At 28.5% G+C, this 20,241-nt stretch carries 17 protein-coding genes and 1 other annotated feature; of the genes, 14 read left to right on the forward strand and 3 right to left on the reverse strand.

The genetic code is table 11. The features are described 5' to 3' along the window. Nucleotides 1-131 precede the first annotated feature (131 nt). Entirely contained in the window at nucleotides 132-971 is an 840-nt protein-coding gene (locus FAY47_RS08295) for a flagellin (RefSeq protein ID WP_143316236.1), read from the forward strand. A 99-nt stretch (nucleotides 972-1,070) separates the two neighbouring features. After that, nucleotides 1,071-1,901 carry a deoxyribonuclease IV gene (locus FAY47_RS08300; protein WP_143316237.1) on the forward strand — a complete coding sequence of 277 codons (831 nt, stop codon included), beginning with the start codon at nucleotides 1,071-1,073 and terminating at the stop codon, nucleotides 1,899-1,901. 230 nt (nucleotides 1,902-2,131) lie between these two features. On the opposite strand, the gene FAY47_RS08305 is transcribed toward FAY47_RS08300, so the two are convergent. Continuing rightward, a complete protein-coding gene (locus FAY47_RS08305) occupies nucleotides 2,132-2,563 on the reverse strand; it encodes a CBS domain-containing protein (RefSeq protein WP_143316238.1) in 432 nt (143 codons plus the stop codon). A gap of 334 nt (nucleotides 2,564-2,897) precedes the next feature. Here FAY47_RS08305 and FAY47_RS08310 point away from each other — a divergent pair, with 334 nt between their 5' ends. From FAY47_RS08310 to FAY47_RS08340, 7 genes are all read left to right on the forward strand, one after another. Further along, on the forward strand, nucleotides 2,898-3,197 hold the full coding sequence (locus FAY47_RS08310; protein WP_143316239.1) for an ATP-dependent Clp protease adaptor ClpS: 300 nt from the start codon (nucleotides 2,898-2,900) through the stop codon (nucleotides 3,195-3,197). Nucleotides 3,198-3,208: 11 nt separating this feature from the next. Further along, the gene (gene clpA, locus FAY47_RS08315) at nucleotides 3,209-5,413 is read left to right on the forward strand and encodes an ATP-dependent Clp protease ATP-binding subunit ClpA (RefSeq protein ID WP_143316240.1); all 2,205 of its coding nucleotides are present in this window, start codon (nucleotides 3,209-3,211) and stop codon (nucleotides 5,411-5,413) included. A 35-nt stretch (nucleotides 5,414-5,448) separates the two neighbouring features. Then, nucleotides 5,449-5,904, forward strand: a complete 456-nt coding sequence (locus tag FAY47_RS08320) for a YdeI/OmpD-associated family protein (RefSeq protein ID WP_143316241.1) — start codon at nucleotides 5,449-5,451, stop codon at nucleotides 5,902-5,904. A 465-nt stretch (nucleotides 5,905-6,369) separates the two neighbouring features. Then, nucleotides 6,370-6,564 carry a hypothetical protein gene (locus FAY47_RS20900; RefSeq protein ID WP_243129576.1) on the forward strand — a complete coding sequence of 65 codons (195 nt, stop codon included), beginning with the start codon at nucleotides 6,370-6,372 and terminating at the stop codon, nucleotides 6,562-6,564. A gap of 320 nt (nucleotides 6,565-6,884) precedes the next feature. Next, nucleotides 6,885-7,307, forward strand: a complete 423-nt coding sequence (locus FAY47_RS08330; protein WP_143316243.1) for an HIT family protein — start codon at nucleotides 6,885-6,887, stop codon at nucleotides 7,305-7,307. Between the two features lie 303 nt (nucleotides 7,308-7,610). Continuing rightward, a complete protein-coding gene (locus FAY47_RS08335; RefSeq protein WP_143316244.1) occupies nucleotides 7,611-9,911 on the forward strand; it encodes a starch-binding protein in 2,301 nt (766 codons plus the stop codon). 261 nt (nucleotides 9,912-10,172) lie between these two features. Continuing rightward, on the forward strand, nucleotides 10,173-10,601 hold the full coding sequence (locus FAY47_RS08340) for a MarR family winged helix-turn-helix transcriptional regulator (RefSeq protein ID WP_143316245.1): 429 nt from the start codon (nucleotides 10,173-10,175) through the stop codon (nucleotides 10,599-10,601). A 152-nt stretch (nucleotides 10,602-10,753) separates the two neighbouring features. Here the strand turns inward: FAY47_RS08340 and FAY47_RS08345 are convergent, their stop codons facing one another. Continuing rightward, complete coding sequence (locus tag FAY47_RS08345; protein WP_143316246.1) at nucleotides 10,754-12,820, reverse strand: methyl-accepting chemotaxis protein; 2,067 nt, start codon at nucleotides 12,818-12,820, stop codon at nucleotides 10,754-10,756. 213 nt (nucleotides 12,821-13,033) lie between these two features. On the opposite strand from FAY47_RS08345, the gene FAY47_RS08350 reads away from it, so the two are divergent. The 4 genes from FAY47_RS08350 to FAY47_RS08365 all read left to right on the forward strand — a co-directional run bounded on the left by FAY47_RS08350 (nucleotide 13,034) and on the right by FAY47_RS08365 (nucleotide 17,073). Next, nucleotides 13,034-13,903 (forward strand): ATP-binding protein, encoded by an 870-nt coding sequence (locus FAY47_RS08350; RefSeq protein ID WP_143316247.1) that lies wholly within the window; start codon nucleotides 13,034-13,036, stop codon nucleotides 13,901-13,903. A 128-nt stretch (nucleotides 13,904-14,031) separates the two neighbouring features. Beyond that, a complete protein-coding gene (locus FAY47_RS08355; RefSeq protein WP_143316248.1) occupies nucleotides 14,032-14,220 on the forward strand; it encodes a DUF4250 domain-containing protein in 189 nt (62 codons plus the stop codon). A gap of 316 nt (nucleotides 14,221-14,536) precedes the next feature. Further along, nucleotides 14,537-16,219 (forward strand): EAL domain-containing protein, encoded by a 1,683-nt coding sequence (locus tag FAY47_RS08360; protein ID WP_143316249.1) that lies wholly within the window; start codon nucleotides 14,537-14,539, stop codon nucleotides 16,217-16,219. Nucleotides 16,220-16,271: 52 nt separating this feature from the next. Beyond that, nucleotides 16,272-16,503 (forward strand) — a binding site (T-box leader). A 54-nt stretch (nucleotides 16,504-16,557) separates the two neighbouring features. After that, entirely contained in the window at nucleotides 16,558-17,073 is a 516-nt protein-coding gene (locus tag FAY47_RS08365; protein ID WP_143316250.1) for a tryptophan transporter, read from the forward strand. A gap of 39 nt (nucleotides 17,074-17,112) precedes the next feature. Here FAY47_RS08365 and FAY47_RS08370 read toward each other — a convergent pair whose 3' ends face one another. Then, the gene (locus tag FAY47_RS08370; protein WP_143316251.1) at nucleotides 17,113-17,823 is read right to left on the reverse strand and encodes a polysaccharide deacetylase family protein; all 711 of its coding nucleotides are present in this window, start codon (nucleotides 17,821-17,823) and stop codon (nucleotides 17,113-17,115) included. Nucleotides 17,824-17,987: 164 nt separating this feature from the next. Between FAY47_RS08370 and FAY47_RS08375 the strand changes: the two genes are divergently transcribed. Continuing rightward, complete coding sequence (locus FAY47_RS08375; protein WP_143316252.1) at nucleotides 17,988-20,183, forward strand: EAL domain-containing protein; 2,196 nt, start codon at nucleotides 17,988-17,990, stop codon at nucleotides 20,181-20,183. Nucleotides 20,184-20,241: the final 58 nt, after the last annotated feature.

A 20,241-nucleotide genomic window follows, 5' to 3' on the forward strand; every position in this document is an offset into this window, starting at 1 on the left:
AGAAATTCAACTATCCCTATATTTATTGACCTAAATACGGAAAAATAAATTATTAGATTTTTATTTAAAGAAAAAAAATAAATTGACGATAATAAAATAGTTAGTAAAAATAAAACAAAGAAGGGAATAATATGAATAGTAACTGGAGTGTGTTTGGGTTAGGGTTATGGAGACAAATGGGGATTCACCAATCAAATTTGAATAGATCTATGGAAAGACTTTCTTCTGGATTGAGAATAAATAGTGCGGCAGATGATCCAGCAGGGTTAGCTATATCTGAGAGGATGAGAGCACAAATAAGAGGATTAAATGCAGCAGAGAGAAATGTGCAAGATGGCATTTCGATGGTACAGACAGCAGATGGTGCGCTTTCAACTGTTCAGAATATTTTACAGAGGTTAAATGAATTAGCAACTCAAAGTTCAAATGGAACTTACAATGATAAGGATAGAAAAGCTTTAGCTGAAGAATTTAATCAACTTTTAAGTGAAATTAATACAATAGGAGATCAAACTGAATTTAATACAAATCCTTTATTTAAAGAGAAAAATGGTAGTGGAAGTAATAAATTTGTTCTTCAAATTGGAGCTAATGCAGGACAAACTTTGGAAATAGATTTGGGAATAATGAACACAACAGTTATCGGATTAAAGGATGTAAGTATTGCAACACAAGAGGATGCTATGAAAGCAATTAAACCAATTCAAAATGCAATAGATCAAATATCAATGAAAAGAGCAAAGCTTGGTGCCGTGCAAAATAGATTAGAATATATAGCAGATAATTTAGAAAACTATGCTGAAAATTTAACAGAAGCAGAATCTAGAATAAGAGATGCTGATATGGCAAAGGAAATGCTAGATTATTCAAGAAGCAATGTGTTAATGCAAGTAACTCAAAGTCTTTTTGCACAAGTTAATAAACAACGTCAAAGCATGATAGATATGTTGAAATCAATGTTAAATAGTTAAATTAACAAATAATTATTTTTAGTAAATAAAAAATATCTATTGAAGTATTTTATTCTTAATAGTATTATTTATGTAAGATAAAATATGGAGGATAATTAAATGTTAAATATAGGATGTCATTTATCAACTACCAAAGGATTTGAAAACATGGGAAAAGAAGCTCTTGAAATTGGTGCTAATACATTTCAATTTTTTACTCGTAATCCAAGAGGTGGTAAGGCCAAAGAAATAGATGAAAGTGATGTTAATGCATTATTAAAGCTATTAAAAGAAAATTGCTTCGCTACCCTTTTAGCCCATGCTCCTTATACATTAAATGCATGTTCAGCAGATGAGAGAACAAGGGAATTTGCTAGAGAGATGATGGCAGATGATTTAGAGAGAATGGAATATTTACCTAATAATCTCTATAACTTTCATCCTGGAAGTCATGTTAAACAAGGAGTGGAAGTTGGAATAAGTTATATAGTAGATTTATTAAACTCTGTTATTAAGCCTGAACAAACCACAAAAGTATTGTTAGAAACTATGGCTGGAAAAGGAACAGAGGTTGGTAGAACATTTGAAGAGATAGGTGAGATAATTAATAGAGTTGAGTTAAAAGATCATTTAGGAGTATGTTTAGATACATGTCATGTATACGATGCTGGATATGATATTGTTAATAATTTAGATGGTGTATTAGATGAGTTTGATAGGATAATAGGATTAGATAGACTATGTGCAATTCATTTAAATGATAGTAAGAATCCTTTTGAAAGTCATAAAGATAGGCATGAAAAAATTGGAGAAGGATCAATTGGAATTGAAGCAATTACAAGAATAATTAATCATCCAAAGTTAAGAAATCTACCATTTTTCCTTGAAACACCTAATGAACTTGAAGGGTATGCAAAAGAGATAGAGTTATTAAGAAATGCTTATAAATAATACCTTTTAAATTTAGTGAATTATAATTTCTATATTGTAGATAATAGTAATGTAGAGATTTTTATTAGGAGGAATATTTTATGAGCGAAAAAAAAGATCCTTCTTGCAAAAGCCAACAGGAGAAGGAGAGAAAATCAAATAACGGTAAAACAAAGCACAATAAGAAAGTATATAAAAAAGATTAATATAGTCTTTAAGAGTCAGTTAATATGAACTGACTCTTTTGTGTTTTAAAAATGATTGTTTGTGCCTGGTTCTGAAATACTACTAAGAGCATCTTCTGCATTGTGTTGAAGTGCTGGTTCAACTGAAATATCACCAAGGGATATCATTCCAACAAGGCTATTGTTTTCAACAATAGGCAATCTTCTTATTTGCTCTCTGCTCATTATTTTGGCTACATCTTGAACATCCATATTAGGATTTCCTGTAATAAGATGTGAAGTCATAACATCAGAGATTTGTTGTTCAGTTGGATTTTTACCAGATGCAACAGAGTTTAATGTAATATCTCTATCTGTAATTATGCCAACTAATCTTTTTTCATTGCATACAGGTATTGAACCTACATCAAATTGCTTCATCATTTGAGCTGCTCTTTCAATAGAGTCTTTTGAATCTAAGCTTACTACATCTTTTGACATTATATCTTTTACTAACATAAATCCACCTCCTCAAGTATATTACCCAATAATAAATTTTTTATTATGGATTTTAAATCCTTAAGAAAGTATGTCATTAAATTATATGTTATTAAATATATTTGAAGTGAAGGAAACTAGTAAAGTTATAATATTCTTGAAGACAGATAACCTGTAAAGGCCCAAGTTATCAGCATATTCTTAAGAATATTACCATAAAGGAGTGTTATCATATGGTATAGTAAGCTATACTTGTTAATTAAAAATATAAATAAGAAAAGCAGTGAGTTATGTCTTGCTGTTTTTTTGTTATAATATAAATAATAATAGATAAATATTTTTAGGGAGGGCATAAATGGCAACTGGTACATCAATAAAAGAAAAGAATAAAGTTAAAGTTAGGGAACCTAAAAAATACAAAGTAGTAATGTATAATGACGATTTTACACCTATGGAGTTCGTAGTTTATATATTGATTAATATATTTAAAAAAAGCGAAGAAGAGGCAGTGCAAATTATGATGAGTGTACATAAAGGTGGAAAAGCAGTGGTAGGAATATACTCTTATGATATAGCTAAAACAAAAGCTGATATAGCTATATCACTATCAAGGCAGGAAGGTTATCCTTTTAGAATAAAGGTAGAAGAAGTGTAGGAGGACTAGTAATGAAATATTCTAGAATAGTAAATGAGATACTTGGTAAGATGATAAGTTTTGCTAAGGCAAAAAAACATGAGTATATTACTCCAGAGCATCTTTTATATATAATTACATTTAATAATACATTTATTGAATGCTTTAAAAGTTGCGGTGGAGATGTTGAAAAACTTAGAGTAGATTTGGAAACTTATTTAGGGGAGAACATAGATAAGATAGATGTAGAAGAACCTATAGTTAGTCATGGATTAAATGAAGTATTATCATATGGAAGTTTACAAGCAACTTCATCAGGGAAAGATGAAATTGAACTTATCCATATATTAGCAGGTGTAATGAATTTAAGGGATAGTCATGCAGTTTATTACATATCTTCACAAGGAATAGAGAGGACTAATTTGCTTTATGAAATGTGTGAAATAGATTTTAAGCAGGAAGAAGAATCTAAAAAAGTAGAAGTGGATAAAAAAGAAAATGTGGATTCAAGCTGGAGACAGTATGTTACCTGCTTAAATGATATAGTTGAAGAAAATACCCCTCTTATAGGGAGAGAAGCAGAACTTAAAAGAACTATGCAAATACTTTGTAGAAAATATAAAAATAATCCTATTCATATAGGAGAAGCAGGGGTTGGAAAAACTGCAATAACAAATGGTTTAGTAAAGCTTATAAATGAAGGCAAAGTTCCGGAAAAGTTAAAAAATGCAAAGGTATTTTCTATAGATTTAGGAGGAATGCTTGCAGGAACTCAATATAGAGGAGATTTCGAAAAAAGATTTAAGATGATTATGGATGGGGTAGCTAAAGAAAAAAATCCAATTATCTATATAGATGAAGTTCATAATATTGTGGGAGCAGGATCAATTGGTGGTGGATCTTTTGATGTATCTAATATGTTAAAACCTTATTTAGCAGCAGGAAAAATTAGATTTATTGGAGCTACTACCTACGAGGAGTATAATAAACACTTTGCAAATAGTAAAAGTTTAACTAGAAGATTTCAAAATATTGATGTTAAAGAACCTTCAATAGAAGAAACGATTGAAATTTTAAATGGATTAATACATTACTATGAGGATTACCATAACGTTAAATACAGTAAAGGTACAATTGAACACGCAGTAAAGCTTAGTGATAAGTATATTAATGAGAGATATTTACCAGATAAGGCTATAGACTTAATAGATGAGGCAGGAGCATATAGGGTTCTTAATCCAATAGAAAAAAAGGTTCAAACAGTAGATAAAAAACTCATTGAAGAGGTCTTATCAAAGATATGTAATGTTCCAAAACAAACTGTTGAAGGTGATGAAATTAAAAAGTTATCTAATGTGGAAAAGAAGCTTAAATCACAAGTATTTGGACAAAATGAAGCTATCGATAAGGTTGTAAATGCAGTTAAATTATCTAGAGCAGGATTAAATGAGGATAATAAACCAGTAGCAAGTATGCTTTTTGTTGGACCTACTGGAGTTGGAAAAACTGAAATTGCTAAAGAGCTTGCCAAAACCTTGGATATAGAATTAATAAGATTTGATATGAGTGAATATGTAGAAAAGCACACAGTAGCAAAGTTAATTGGGGCACCAGCAGGGTATGTTGGTTATGAAGAAGGTGGATTACTAACAGATGCAGTTAGAAAAAATCCTCACTGTGTGTTACTTTTAGATGAGATTGAAAAAGCTCATGGAGATATCTTTAATATTTTACTTCAAGTTATGGATTATGCTACTCTTACAGATAATAAGGGGAGAAAAACTGATTTTAGAAATGTTATTTTAATTATGACATCGAATGCTGGAGCAAGTAACATTAATAAAAGCCTTATTGGTTTCGGAGAGAGGCATATAAATTCAGATATAATAAATGATGCAGTTAAAAGAACATTTACACCAGAGTTTAGAAATAGGTTAACTAAAGTTGTTATTTTTAATACCATTGACAAAGATATGGCAGCTAAGATTGTAAGAAAACAATTCAAACTATTAAGTGAGAAGTTAGAGGGTAAAGGAATTGAATTGTCTATATCAAAAACTTGTATATCTTACATTGAAGAAAAAGGAATTAGTGAAGAATATGGTGCTAGAGAAATTAGTAGAATAATAGATGCTGAGATAAAGCCATTGTTAGTTGAAGAAATATTATTTGGAAAACTAAAAAAGGGGGGTAAATGCAAAGTAAATTATACTGACAGAATAGTTATTGAAATTTAATTAAAATAGAACTAAAGATGAAAGGAAAAAGACATATGGAGAGGTTCGAAGCAGAAATTAAAGAAGTAATTGGTAGAGGCGGGGCTTATGTAGAAATTCCATTTAATGTAGAGGAAGTGTATGGGGCAAAGAGGGTAAAGGTTAAAGCAACTTTTGATGATACACCTTATAGAGGGTCAATTGTTAAAATGGGAACAGAATGTCACATAATAGGCATTACAAAGGAAATAAGAAATAAAATCAATAAAGATATTGGTGATAGAATTTTAGTTACTGTTGAAAAAGATGAAGAAGAAAGAGTAGTTGAAATACCAGAAGAATTTAAAGAAAAAATTGATAGTGAAAAGGAAGCTTTGGAATTCTGGAATGAACTATCATTTTCTAATAAAAAGAAGTATGTTAATTGGGTATATTCGGCAAAAAGAGAAGAGACACGTAATAAGCGTATAGAAATTGCTATTGAAAAATTAATTAATAAAGAAAAATTATAAGTTTATGAAATTTTATAAAACGAAAAGCAAAAGATGGCTAAGGTAGTTCTATCTTTTGCTTTTTATTTTGATTTAAAATCACCTATGAAACTAAGTGATAATAATCCTTGACCAATATAATATACAAAAAGATTAATAGCACTAAATATATGAGGACATTCTGTATAATATATAACAAATAATAAAATAAAATCAGAAATAAAAAACAGAGTGGTGCCAGATATAGTAAGGTATGTTCCAAGTTTATTTCCTTTTCTCAGCTTTAATAAGGAAAAAGATTTTGTAAGCATAAAAAGAATTATTGAAGTATAAATTAAAACAAGGGGTAACATGCCTTGAAAATGAAAACCACTTTTGCTAGTAATAAATGATACAGCTAAAGTAATTAAAATAAAATACATTATTAAATCTTTTAATGATATAGATGTTAGATAAATAAATCCTAAAATAAAGAATATATGACCTATGGCAAAGCTGCCTACGCCTGAAATAAATACTGTTTCACCGGGAAAAGATAAAAATATGTCCCCAAACAAACAAAAAATTAATCCTATAAACATCAAAGAAAAATATTTTTTGTTTGTGGGGCATTTTCTAAAACTAAAGAAAGAACAGCAAACAAAGCAAATGCTACAGAGAGTTTTAAAAATTTCCTCATAATATCCAGTTGGAGTAATGTTATAATGCATTAAAGGAAAAAGTAATATCAACATCAATAAGAAAAAAATAAAATTTAACACTGTTAAAGTTCTCCTTTTAAGTAATTGCACTTCTAAATTATACAATAAATTTAATATATTAACAATTTAATTCTTTCAGGAATTGTACTTGAAATATATTAAATGTACTGAGGATTGCAACAGAATCTGTATTATTTTTACATTGTTAAAAAATACACATTGTGGAATTAAATTGTACAAAGTAGTATAATCAAATTGATATATTTTAAGTATAAATTTATATAACTAGGAGGAGATAAAATGAGTTTTGATAAAGAGTGTTTTTATTGTGTAAAAGATCAAAGACTTACAGATATTATGATTGAAATTTGTGAATTAGAAGCATCAATTCTATATTTATTTAAGGAGCAAACATATAGAGGAAGATGTTTAATAGCCTTTAAGGGACATAAAAGTGAAATGTTTGAACTAACAGAGGAAGAAAGAAATAGTTTTGCTAAAGATATAGCTACTGTTGGACAGGCATTACATAACGCATTTTTGCCTAAAAAAGTCAATTATGGAGCTTTTGCTGATAATATGAAGCATCTACATTTTCATATTGTACCTAAATATGAAGGTGGACCTGATTATGGAGGAACATTTACTATGAATCCTCAAAAAACATATCTAAGTGATGAAGAGTATAAAGAATTAATTTATAAAATTAAAAATAATTTATAGCTAACTTCATAGCATGATAAAAACTTATTTTTTGTAAGAAATTACAAAAAGTAAATTTTTATCAAAAATATATTGAATAGAACAAAGAAATTATGTAAAGTAAAGATAAGGTAGAGCGATTTAATAAATGCATTAGCTGTTAAATATAAATGTTGAACTTATTTTTATAATTAATAAGCATAAGTCATGGAACCCAAAATGCAAACGATTGCACTAAACTTATTTAGGAAGGGGGTTGAAGAAAAAATCTAAGTTAATGCTAGAGTTGCTGCCTTAATAATTTATATATAAGGAGATGGGAATATGATAAGATTAAGAAAAAGACTAACTAGTTTAATATTGACTATTGCTGTTGCTAGTGGGCTATCTTTTGGAAACGTTGCCAAGGAGGCAAGTGCTGCTGTTAATTCTGAAAATATAGAGGCTAAAGCAACTAGTGATGTTAATAATTATGGACTTGCAAATAGAACACAAGACGGTACTATACTTCATGCTTTCAGTTGGAGTTTTAATACAATAAGAGAAAGAATGAAAGAAATAGCCGATTGCGGGTACTCAAGCATTCAAGTTTCACCTATACAAACATGTTATCAAGGGCCAAAACAGCATACATGGGAGTGGGAAAATACTTACCAGCCTACTTATAATAAAATTGGTAATTATATAGTTGGATCAAAAGAAGAATTTAAAGCTATGACAGCTGAAGCACACAAGTATGGTATAAAGATAATAGTTGATATTGTGGCAAATCATGTATCTGGACACAGGGAAAGTGTGGATCCTTCAATAATGAATAATTATAATTTATTTCATCATAATGGAATAATTGGAGATGGTGAATGGCAAAATAGATGGGCTCTTACTCAGAAAGAAGTACTAGGACTTGCTGATTACAATACTCAAAGTAAAGATGTTCAAAATATGATTATAAGTTATTTGGATGATTGTATGGATTCAGGGGCTGATGGATTTAGATTTGATACAGCTAAGCATATAGAACTTCCTAATGATGGTAACTTTGGTGGAGATTTTTGGCCTACAATACTTAATGCTATAAGATCAAAAAATTCTAGTGCCTTTGTTTATGGAGAAATATTACAAGATACTGGAGATAATTATTTAGGTTATGCTGCACTAATGGGGACTAACGGAGATACTTACAGCAGAGTTGTTAGAGGTGCTGTTTGTAATCATAATTTATTTACAGATTTAGTAAATTATCAAGTGCCAGATGGAGTACAAGCAGATAAGATAGTTACTTATGTAGAAACTCATGACACTTATGCTAATTCTGATAATAATAAGAGAGATCAAGGTGGCACAAGACCAGTTAACAATTGGCAAATAAGAAAAGGTTATTCAATAATTGCTGCAAGAGCTAAAGGAGTTCCTTTATTTTTTGCTAGACCAAAGTTTGACGGATATAATAGTGAAGGAAAATTAGAAGGACCAATTGGAGTTTCAACTGATGATTGGAAGGATCCAGAAGTTGTAGCAGTAAATAAATTCCGTAACGCTATGATTGGTAAGAGTGAGTATGTAAGACAAATAAATAATAATACAATAGGAATTGAACGTGGAAGCGATGGTATTGTAATAGTTAATTTGGATGGTGGATATAATGGTAGACTTCAAACTAACTTAAAAGATGGACAGTATAAGGATCAAGTATCAGGAAGAACAGCTACAGTTTCAAATGGATATATTAATTTACAGATAGATTCTGGAAAAACAGCAGTTTTCTATAATCCATCTGATATAAAAGTGGCTTCAGTTTCTGCTTCTCCAGAAAGTACAAGTTTTAGCACAAATACATTAGATGTAATGCTAAATGCAAAATACACATCAGAATCATATTATTCAATTGATGGTAAAGAAAGAGTAAGTTATTCTGATGGTAAAATAATAAAAATTGGTGCCGAAAAGCAGTATGGCGAAAATGTAACTATAACATTATACGGTAAAGATTTAAATGGGAAAGAAATAAGTTCTAAAACTTATACTTTTACAAAGACTAAGGAGCCTATAAGCAAACATACTGCATATATAAAATTACCAGCGGGATGGGGAGAACCATATGCATATGTTTATGAAGAGAATAATGGAACAGTAAAAAATAATGCTTCATGGCCAGGTGTTAAAATGACTAGGGTTAAAGATGATATATATAGCTATGTAGTAGATAGTAGTTTCACGAATCCATTAGTAATATTTACAGATAAGAATCAACAATGTCCATACCAAGGAGCTTCTGGTTTAAAACTATCAGGATCGATGATATATGAAAATGGTAATTGGCATAGTTATATACCTGATGTTAATACAGATAATGTGGCATATATAGAATTGCCATCAGGATGGGGAGAACCATATGTATATGTTTATGAAGAAAACAATGGAACAGTAAAAGAGAATGCTTCATGGCCAGGGATAAAGATGACAAAAGTTGAAGGTAATTTGTATAGCTATAAGGTAGACAGTAGTTTTACAAATCCATTAGTAATATTTACAGACAAGAGGAATCAATATCCAGCTAGTAATAGCAGAGGGCTAATGCTTAAAGGAAGTATGATATATCGAAATGGAACTTGGACTAATATGTAATTGTAAAAATTAGTACAGGCTATATGATAAGGAGCTATTTGGATGAAAAGTAATCAGCTTATATTCCAGATAGCTTCTTATATGTTTATAGTAAATAGTAAATAATTGATGAGATTATTAATTTACATTTTTATTTGGTATAGGTTATAATTTCTATGTAAACAGTTAATTTGGATAAGTAGAATGGGAGATTTTAAACTACTGCAAATGATAATTATACTGTTACCCTATATAGTGTTATAAACAAATGGTGGGAGAAAAATGAATATAGGATATGAATTAAATTTATGTTCCAAACTAGTTAAGAAAAGGTTAAATAAAGAACTAGAACCTTATGAGCTTACATCAGTGCAGTTCTGTGTGTTGAAATATATGGATATACATAGTGAAGATAATAATTTTAGCACTGCAGTAAATATAGCAGAGATGTTAGATATGGATAAGCCAACTGTATCGGCGGTGGTAAATAGACTTATTGAAAAGGGATATATAAGGAAATCACCACATCCAACAGATGGCAGAGCATGGGTATTATCCTTAACTAACAGATATAGAAACAATTCAGATATATTCGAATGTATAAGTGAAAAAATTATGAGGTCTGCTACCGTTGGGATGGATGAAGACGAGATTTCATTTATGCAAAGTACTATGTCTAAAATAATTTCTAATTTAAAAAATGAAGTTTAGATAGCAGAATTTTGAAAGTATAAAAAGGATTTAGAAACATAATTTAAATAAGTTCTTAGGGAAATCATTAATAAATGATTATAAAGAAGAAAAAGGAAATAATAAAACTATATAGGGGGAAAAACTGTCTCATTTTAATGAGACAGTTTTTTTTACTTAATAATAAATTTTGAAATCATTTCTTCTAATTTGTTAACTAATACTTTTAATTCGTCAGAAGAATTTTTTACATTATGAACAGATTCTAATTGTTCATGTACTGTTGCAGATATTTCTTCAGTTGAGGCAACATATTCTTCACATATTGCAGTTATGCCGTGAATTGCTGATAATGCAGATTCCTTGCTTTCTTTAATTTCATTAATGTTAGTAAGTAAATTGTTAACTTCATTAGACATAGTGTCAAAAGAATCTTTCATTGAATTAAAGGTCATCTTAGATTCGTTCATTGTAGTATTTACTTCGAGAATTGTAGAGGTTGATTTATTCATATTATCTTGAGTTTTAATAATTTCTGAACTTATCTCATTTATTATTGATTCTATCATTTTTGTAGATTCAGCAGTTTGTTCAGAAAGTACTCGTATTTCCTCAGCAACAACTCCAAAACCTTTTCCAGCCTCACCAGCTCTAGCAGCTTCTATGGCAGCATTAAGAGCAAGTAGATTCGTTTGTTCAGATATATTATTTATTGTTGAAGTAATATTGCCTATTAAAAGAGATTTGTTAGATAATTCATTTACACTTTCGTTAGTTTTCTTAGAAATATTGTTGTTTTCTTGTACTTTTCCAACTAAATTATCTATTGAGTTTATAGCACTATTATTTTGTGCTTTTGCTTTATCAAAGTTATAATTAAAGCTTTTTGCTATTTCTAGAATGTTTTCAATTTTGTCAGATAATTCTTCAAGTTTTTGAGATCCAAGTTGTGCATCATTAGCTTGAGCTTCAGCACCATTTGCTAATTCTAAAATAGCTTTATCAATTGAATTTACTGATCCTTGTAAGTCATCGGTTATTAGACTTAGTTTATTTGATTGATTGTAGGTTTCGCTAGAGCAACCTCTAATATTACTAATTGTTTCTCTAATAACTTCTCTTAAATTAATAACAGATTTTCCTATTATTCCTGTTTCATCTTTGAATTTGTGTATTTTAAGATATTTAGTATCTTCTCGTAAATCTAAATCAGATGTAGTATTGACAAGTTTTGTAATAAATTTAATAGGATTGCTTATCATATTTCCTATAAAATAAGCCACTATAGAAATTATTATACAAACAATTATAGTTATAATAAGAGATATAAGAATATTTTTGTTTACATCCTTGAAAATATCACTTTCGTCAGCACTTACAATCATTACATTGCCATTAGCTAATTTAGTATAAGCTAGTACAGAATTAGTGCCATTACTTGTATAGTATTGAATTCCATCATCTTTAGAATCTATATCAATAGAATCTCCTAAAGCACTTTTTATATTATCTTCCTGAGAATATTTTTTATCCACCAAGTATTGTCCATTTTTATTTAATAATGATGCGTGTCCTTTATCATATATACTTATGTTGTTTATCATATCCTTATAATTATCAAAGAATAAATCAACAGCAACCACACCAATTAGTTGATTATTTATGTATATTGGTTCAGTATAAGACATTCTCATACTAGCAGAACTACTATCTGTATGAGGGTCACTCCATATTGCAGATTTGTTGTTAATAGGAGTATAATACCAACTCATGTCAGGATTACTTTGATAAAATTGATCTTTTGTAAATTTGTTTAGTCTATTTACGTCTTTATCACCAATTTTTCTTTCATAGATAAGTTGATGAGCTGTATTTGTAATCTCAGGATTTACTATTATGGCTATTCCTAATAAATTTGATTGACTATATGTTAATTCTTTTATAAATGGATTTAGTGATTCAATGTAAGTATTAATATATGTGTCATCGTTTACGTTGACTTTAGATAGGTCTAAGGTATTTGTTAATAACTTACTTATAATTTGAACATTATCTTTAGTTGTTATAAGACCTTCATTTACAGTTTTTGATAGGTTTTTTGTCGTTTGCGTCAGATTTGTTTCCGCTTCACTTTTTAGTGTGCTTTTATTTACTAAGGTTGTTGCGGTTGTTATTACTATTGAAGTTAGTACACAAAATGATACAATAGTTACAATAATTTTAGTTGATATTTTTTTCATCATATCCCTCCTAGATTAAGTGTTATTTACCTATCAATAATTATTTTAAGTTTTTAGATAATGTTAGTCAATAAAATAGGGATTTATTCACATATTCTTCATGTATATTATGGCAAACGTGAGAAACTATTCATAAATGATATAATTAAAATATGAATTGTTTAATTTTATATATTATGATGGTATAATATCATTTGAAAATGAGGTGTTAATATGAGTAATATAGCAGGTCAAGGGTGTGAAAGGTTAATTCCGGAAGAAGACAAAAAGCCCCTTAAAGAAATAGAAAGAAGTATTGTTAAAAGATATAGAAAGCCAATATGGTCAAAGTTTGTAAAGGCTATAAAAGAGTATAACTTGGTAGAAGAAGGCGACAAAATTGCAGTTGCTATTTCTGGTGGTAAGGATAGCATACTTATGGCAAAATTATTTCAAGAATTGCAAAGACATGGTCAAGTTAACTTTGAATTAGAATTTATTGCAATGGATCCAGGATATCATCCACAAATAAAAGAACTTTTAAAAGATAACTTAGAGTATTTAAATATTAATGCACAAATATATGATTCAGGAATATTTGGTGTAGTTGATAAAATGGCTAAAGATTATCCATGTTATTTATGTGCAAGGATGAGAAGAGGATCATTATATGCAAAGGCAAAGGAACTTGGTTGTAATAAATTAGCTTTAGGACATCATTATAATGATGTAATAGAAACTACTCTATTAAATGTACTTTATGCAGGCAATTTTAAAACTATGCTTCCAAAGCTTAAAGCTAAGAATTTTGAAAATCTAGAACTTATAAGACCATTATATTATGTGGAAGAAGAGGCCATAAAGAGATTTATAAATTATAGTGGTATTTGGCCATTAAACTGTGCATGTATGATTGCAGCTAAGAAAATAGGAAATAAGAGATATGAAATAAAAGAACTTATAAAAGAATTAAAAACAAAGTTTGATGGAGTTGACAAATCAATATTTAAGTCTGCATCTAATGTAAGTATGGATTCAATACTTGGATGGGAAAAGGATGAGGTAAAATATTCATTTTTAGATTTTTATGATGATGAAGAATAATTATATATAGAAAAGTTAATATAGCTTATACATCAAATAAAAAAGAATTATATTAAATAAAGTTAATAAATTAATAAACGATAATAATATGAAAAGTAAGTTTTTGTAATTATAAGGAGGAAAAAAATATGAATAGAGATTCGTTATTTTCGATGGATCCTGATATTTTATTGAGTATATTAAATTTAAAGCTTAGAGATAATTTTAGTTCCATAGAAGAACTTTGTGAAGATATTGGGGTAACAGAAAGTGAGATTGCACAAAAACTAGAGAGTACTGGACGTATATATAACAGAGAAACTAATCAATTTAAATAGATTGAAGGTTGTAGTCAAGACTGTATAGTTAACATTATTATAAATATTGTTAATAAATCTAGAATATTCATATATTCATAGGGTATAATATAATAAGATTTTATAATTATTATGGAGGTAGCGTGATGAATGTGAAAAAGACTGGAAAGTTGCTAGCCCTTTTAGGAGCTACTACGGCTTTAGTAGTATCTATAGTTAAGGACAAAAAGGTAAAAGGAAATGATGAAATAAAAGAAGAGGAATAATAAAGTATTTTGTTTATATAATTAGTGTCATTAGGTGTAATTGTATAAATTTATCTCAAGGGGAAATAGAGATGAATAGAATAGAAAATTATAATATTAAAAATATAATAGGATATTCAAAAGATAATTTTTTGGTAATTCATATTGAGAAGAGAACAATAGAAGTATCAGGAAACTTAGTTATGAGGATGAATAACAAATATACCCTTGAACTTACATTTGAAAAAGCCATTAGCTTAATTAGAAATGAAGATTTGAAAAAAGTTAAGGATGGTTTTTATGATGGTGTTGCTAGTAAAAAGCCAATAGAATTGGATTTTTATATTTATTCCGGAAGATGGGAACAATTATGTGTTAGTTTAAAGATTAAACCTTTCATTAACAAACAAGAGATAGTAGAATATTTTTACGGATATATACACGATATATCTTTAGAAAGAAAAGCAGAAGAATCTCTAAAGAGTTTAATGGAATTTGATCCTTTAACCAAGCTTCCGTCAACGTATTATATAAAAGATTATATAAATGAATACTTATTATATAGAAAAAAAGATAATTTCAGAGGAATCTTGTTATTAATAAATATAGATAATTTTAAGGTTATCAATGATTCATTTGGATATGATCAAGGAAATTTGTTATTAGTAGAGGTAGCAAATCAATTATTAAATATAATTGAGAAAGAAGAACTGATTTCTAGATATAGCGGAGATGAATTTATAATATTCAAACCACAGATTAATGAAATTGATGAAGCGAAAGAAGTAGTTAATAAAATTAAATCTATATTTAATAAGCCTTTTAATATTAAAGGATGCAATATGTATATAACAGCAAGTATAGGAGTGGCTGTTTTCCCTGAAAATGGAGAAAGTTTTAATGATCTTCTAAAAAGTGCTGATCTTGCTATGTATAGAGTAAAGAGTAATGGAAAAGATGGATATGAATTATTTGATGCTAATATGAATCCTAAAACAATAGATAGAGTTTATTTAATTCAAAAAGAGCTAAAAAATGCATTATTGAAAGAAGAACTATATGTAGTTTTTCAACCCAAGGTTGTGTTAGATAATTCAACAGTAACTGGATTTGAAGCATTAATAAGGTGGGAAAATAATAGTTTGGGATTTATAGGACCAAGTGAGTTTGTTTCAATAGCTGAAGACACAAGATTAATAATTCCAATAGGGAGATTTGTATTAGAAGAAGTTTTTAAAAAAATTAAGACTTTATTAGATGAAGGTTTTGATGAGTTTAAGGTAGCTGTTAATTTTTCAGAAGTACAATTTAGGTATGGAACTATTATAGATGATTTTATTGAATTTAGTGAAAAATATAAAGTATCGCCACAATATATAGAAGTGGAAATAACGGAAAGCATATTAATGAAATCCTTTGATGACAATATAAATAAGCTCCAAGCAATAAGAAGTTTAGGTGCTACTGTTGCCTTGGATGATTTTGGAACAGGATATTCTTGTTTAAATTATTTGACAAAACTTCCTATAGATGTATTAAAGATTGATAGAAGTTTTGTTATTGATTTATTGGAAAACTATAAGAGTAGATGTGTAGTAGAGAATATAATTAATTTATCACATGCTTTAGGAATTGATGTAGTAGCTGAAGGTGTAGAGGAAATAGAACAAGTAGAATATTTAAAAAAAGTATTATGTGATATAGTGCAAGGTTACTACTTTAGTAAACCTAAGAGATTTGAATGCGCTAAAAAGTTATTAGGAAAAAAATTATAAATTATATTGACAAAATTTCGATATATGAATAGAATATATTATAACATAGTTAATAAATCTAATGAAAAGGGATAGTATCCAGGTGCATTGTTTTAGAGAGCTGATGATGGTGGGATTTCAGTACTTATGCTAATGGTGAATGGGCCTTTGAAGAGCGATATGAAATTTTTATGAGAGTAGTTTAGCCGGTGGTTGCACGTTATAGCAAATAGAGTATGTTAGTACTTGAAGAGAGGCATTTTATGTGCAATTTAGGTGGTACCGCGGATATCTCCGTCCTATTAATTTAGGATGGAGTTTTTTTATTTTAAAAATTAATTTATTGGGGGGAATAAAATATGAATACAAAAAAAATGATAATCAATGCTATTTTAATAGCTATAGGTGTAATATTACACATATCAGCACCATCAATTGGGTTGCCAGCTCAGCCAGACTTTGCAGTAGCCATGTTATTTATAATAATGATATTAAATAAGGATTATAAAACAACTCTTTTTGCTGGCATTATAATTGGTATTTTTACAGCTATGACGACTAAAACACCAGGAGGACAATTACCTAATATTTTAGATAAACTAATTACCTGTAATGTCATGTACTTTGTATTATTGCCACTTAGAGATAAAATAAATAAGAATATACAAGCTGCAGTTGTATTACTTTTTGGAACAATGTTAAGTGGGCTAACTTTTCTTTTATCATTAGCTACAATTTATGGAATAGAAGGATCAATATTGGTGCCTATAGTAGCTGTGGTTGTACCTACTTCACTTGTTAATTTAGTTGTTGGAGTTATAATATATAAAATTGTTGAAAGGGCTATAAAACAAACTAAATTTAAAATGAATTAAAAATTTATATATTAGAGAAAATAGTGCTAAAAAATAGCACTATTTTTTTATATAGTGAAAGAATTCTTCAGTTTCACTTGTTATTGGTTTAAATACATACCCTTTATCTTTATAGTATTTTATTATTTCAGGAAGGGCTTTGGGAGAATTTTTATTAGCATAGCCACAGTGCATTAAAAGGAAAATAACATCTTTATCACTTCTTGCATTTTTTGTAAAGCGAGTAGGAGGAGAATTAAAATTTGCACCATCAGTTGTATCTACATTCCAATCATATATTTTAAAATTATTTTGATGGAGTAGATTGACTAATTCAGGTTTTAAGGTAAATGTGCTGTTATTACAGCCAAAAGGAAATCTTAAGATATTTGTATCTTCACCTGTAACTTCTTTTATGTAAGCTTTAACTTCAAGCATTTCATTTAGAAAACTAGTATTACAAGAATATAATTTGCATCTATCGTGGCTCATGCTGTGAAGTCCTAAAGAATGCCCTTCATTTTTCATCCGTATAAGTAATTGTTCTTGTCCTTTTATTTGATTCCCTATTAAGAAGAAGGTTGCAGGCACCTCTTCCCTTTTTAATATATCTAAGGTGGCTTCAGTTACTTTTCCTCCAGGACCATCGTCAAAGGTAAGATATATTATTTTGGGATTAGCTTCACTAGCATAAGTTGGAACTAATCTTTGACTCAATACCAATAGTACAGTCAAAAAAATAGATATAAATCTTCTGTTTTTTTTAAACATTATATCACCTTCATATAAAATATTTATCTTATTTAGTATATATCAAAACTTTGGTTTTATTCTCTAAAAAGCTTTATGAAAAATATAGAAAGGTATGTGTATTATGGTAAAATATGGTGGTATTAAAATAGCAACATAATTATGGGTGAGGTTGTGATAGACTTATGGAAAGAGTATTAGATGGTTTAACATTAATTTTAGTTTTGTTTTTTTTTAGAAAGAGTCAAATAGCGGCGATTATGATTATTTACTCTGTAGTTGTTTTGGTAACATTAGCAAGAATATTAAATAATAAAAGGCATGCTAGAAAAGATGAATGTAAATTTAATAGTTATGAAGTAGCATTAGATGCACTAAATGTTACTATTTGGGAGTGTTATGAAAATAAATTTTTTGTTTCAAATAAGCTTAGAGATATTTTGCATACAAATAGAGAAATAAAATGCTTTCAAGATTTTTATTTCTTTATTTGTAAGGAGGATGCAGAATATATACAAAGTTTTTTTTACGATATGATTAAGGGAAAGATACAGGAAAAATTCTCTTTAGAGTTTAAGATGGTGGATCAAAAAGGTAAAATAATTAATATTGAGTGTTCGGGAAAAGGAAAGATAAGAGATAACTGTTATGTAATGACTGGAATTATAATAGATATTACGGAAAAAACAAATCAAAATGAGCTGCTTAGAATAAGTGAAAAAAATTATAGGAGAGCATTAGAAGGAAGTCAAGAAATAATGTTTTATATTTATTTGCGCAATAATTGTATAACTCTTAATGGAAAAATATCTAAATTGCTTGATTTTCAACAAAAAAATGAGTACAACTTTACAATGGAAGAATGGATTACCTATATAGTAGAAGAGGATAGAGATAAGTATAAAAGGGCTTACTTTGATTTTGTTTCAAATAAAAAAATGTATTTTAATATAGAATATAGAGTGAAGAATTTTTCAGATAAATATGTGTGGTTAAAAGTGCGTGGAAAGAGAATATTAGAAGAGGATGGTGAATATATTTATGGATCTATGAATGATGATACTGATAGGAAAGAAAAAGAACTTAAAATATATTATATGAGTAACTACGATGAAGTAACTGATATACCAAATAGAAGGTATTTTGTTCAAAGGTCAACTGAAATATTAAGAGAATCTATAAAGGACAGAAAAAAATTCGCTATAATATTTATAGATATGGACAATTTTAAATTTGTTAATGACACATATGGACATGCTATTGGCGATGAGGTATTAAAAAAGTTTTGTAAAAAATTAAAATATGTTTTGGAAGAAAATTGTCTTTTAGCAAGGTTTGGAGGAGATGAATTTGTAGTAGCTGTTCATCATATGGAAAATAACAAACAAATTATCGGAATTTTAGATAAGATATTAGAGGAATTTAATTTGCCTCTAGATATAAACGGAAAAGAAATATATAATACAGTAAGTATGGGGGTAAGCATAGCAAAGGTTAAGGAAGATAATATTCAAACTCTTTTAAAAAAAGCAGATATAGCTATGTATACTTCAAAGACAGGTGGGAAAAATAGGTATTGCTTATTTAATGAGGCACTTTCAAAAAGGTTAGATAGAGAATTATCACTAAATAGATGTATAAGAAAAGCGGTAGAGAATGAAGAAGTATATTTTCTGTTTCAACCTAAATATTGGACAAAAAACAATAAGATACAGGGATTTGAGTGCTTAGCAAGGTGGAAAAGTGAGGTACTTGGAATAGTTTTCCCTATGGAATTTATTCCTTTAGCAGAGACAGCAGGATTTATAATTCACATTGGGAAATATTTGATGGAGGATGCGTTTAAAAAGTGCAATAAGCTAATAGAATTATTTTCTAATAATATAAAAATAGCTATAAACTTGTCTCAAGTTCAAATTAGAGATGAGGGGTTAGTTTATTTCATAGAATACATGATAAAAAAATATGGAATAAGTCCTAATAATATTGAATTTGAAGTAACTGAAAGTATTATAATGAAGTCTGTAGATAAAAACATACAAGTTTTAGAAAAACTAAAATCATTAGGAGTATCTATAGCTTTGGATGACTTTGGAACTGGTTATTCATCTTTAAATTACTTAAAAATATTACCTATTGATACCGTGAAGATAGACAAAAGTTTTATAAAAGATATAGGAAAAGATTTTAAGGATGAGTTCATAATAGAAAAAATTATAGAATTAGCTCATTTATTAGATTTAGAAGTGGTTGCAGAAGGGGTAGAAACTGAGCAGCAATTAAAATATTTAATAGGTATAAATTGTGATATTATTCAGGGATATTATTTTAGTAAGCCACTTGAGTTTGAAAAAGTGATAAATTTAGATAAAGAAAAATAATGAATCACATATGTTCTTTATTTCTCATATTTTAGTATAGAAGAAAACTAAGGAGGTT

The organism is Clostridium sp. HBUAS56017 (assembly GCF_007115085.1).
Classification (GTDB): domain Bacteria; phylum Bacillota; class Clostridia; order Clostridiales; family Clostridiaceae; genus Clostridium; species Clostridium cibarium.

Excerpts from the sequence above, each read along its gene's own strand:
- FAY47_RS08295 (WP_143316236.1), top strand. The coding sequence starts at position 132 with ATGAATAGTAACTGGAGTGTGTTTGGGTTAGGGTTATGGAGACAAATG.
- FAY47_RS08300 (WP_143316237.1), top strand. The coding sequence starts at position 1,071 with ATGTTAAATATAGGATGTCATTTATCAACTACCAAAGGATTTGAAAAC.
- FAY47_RS08305 (WP_143316238.1), bottom strand. The coding sequence starts at position 2,563 with ATGTTAGTAAAAGATATAATGTCAAAAGATGTAGTAAGCTTAGATTCA.
- FAY47_RS08310 (WP_143316239.1), top strand. The coding sequence starts at position 2,898 with ATGGCAACTGGTACATCAATAAAAGAAAAGAATAAAGTTAAAGTTAGG.
- clpA (WP_143316240.1), top strand. The coding sequence starts at position 3,209 with ATGAAATATTCTAGAATAGTAAATGAGATACTTGGTAAGATGATAAGT.
- FAY47_RS08320 (WP_143316241.1), top strand. The coding sequence starts at position 5,449 with ATGGAGAGGTTCGAAGCAGAAATTAAAGAAGTAATTGGTAGAGGCGGG.
- FAY47_RS20900 (WP_243129576.1), top strand. The coding sequence starts at position 6,370 with ATGGCAAAGCTGCCTACGCCTGAAATAAATACTGTTTCACCGGGAAAA.
- FAY47_RS08330 (WP_143316243.1), top strand. The coding sequence starts at position 6,885 with ATGAGTTTTGATAAAGAGTGTTTTTATTGTGTAAAAGATCAAAGACTT.
- FAY47_RS08335 (WP_143316244.1), top strand. The coding sequence starts at position 7,611 with ATGATAAGATTAAGAAAAAGACTAACTAGTTTAATATTGACTATTGCT.
- FAY47_RS08340 (WP_143316245.1), top strand. The coding sequence starts at position 10,173 with ATGAATATAGGATATGAATTAAATTTATGTTCCAAACTAGTTAAGAAA.
- FAY47_RS08345 (WP_143316246.1), bottom strand. The coding sequence starts at position 12,820 with ATGAAAAAAATATCAACTAAAATTATTGTAACTATTGTATCATTTTGT.
- FAY47_RS08350 (WP_143316247.1), top strand. The coding sequence starts at position 13,034 with ATGAGTAATATAGCAGGTCAAGGGTGTGAAAGGTTAATTCCGGAAGAA.
- FAY47_RS08355 (WP_143316248.1), top strand. The coding sequence starts at position 14,032 with ATGAATAGAGATTCGTTATTTTCGATGGATCCTGATATTTTATTGAGT.
- FAY47_RS08360 (WP_143316249.1), top strand. The coding sequence starts at position 14,537 with ATGAATAGAATAGAAAATTATAATATTAAAAATATAATAGGATATTCA.
- FAY47_RS08365 (WP_143316250.1), top strand. The coding sequence starts at position 16,558 with ATGAATACAAAAAAAATGATAATCAATGCTATTTTAATAGCTATAGGT.
- FAY47_RS08370 (WP_143316251.1), bottom strand. The coding sequence starts at position 17,823 with ATGTTTAAAAAAAACAGAAGATTTATATCTATTTTTTTGACTGTACTA.
- FAY47_RS08375 (WP_143316252.1), top strand. The coding sequence starts at position 17,988 with ATGGAAAGAGTATTAGATGGTTTAACATTAATTTTAGTTTTGTTTTTT.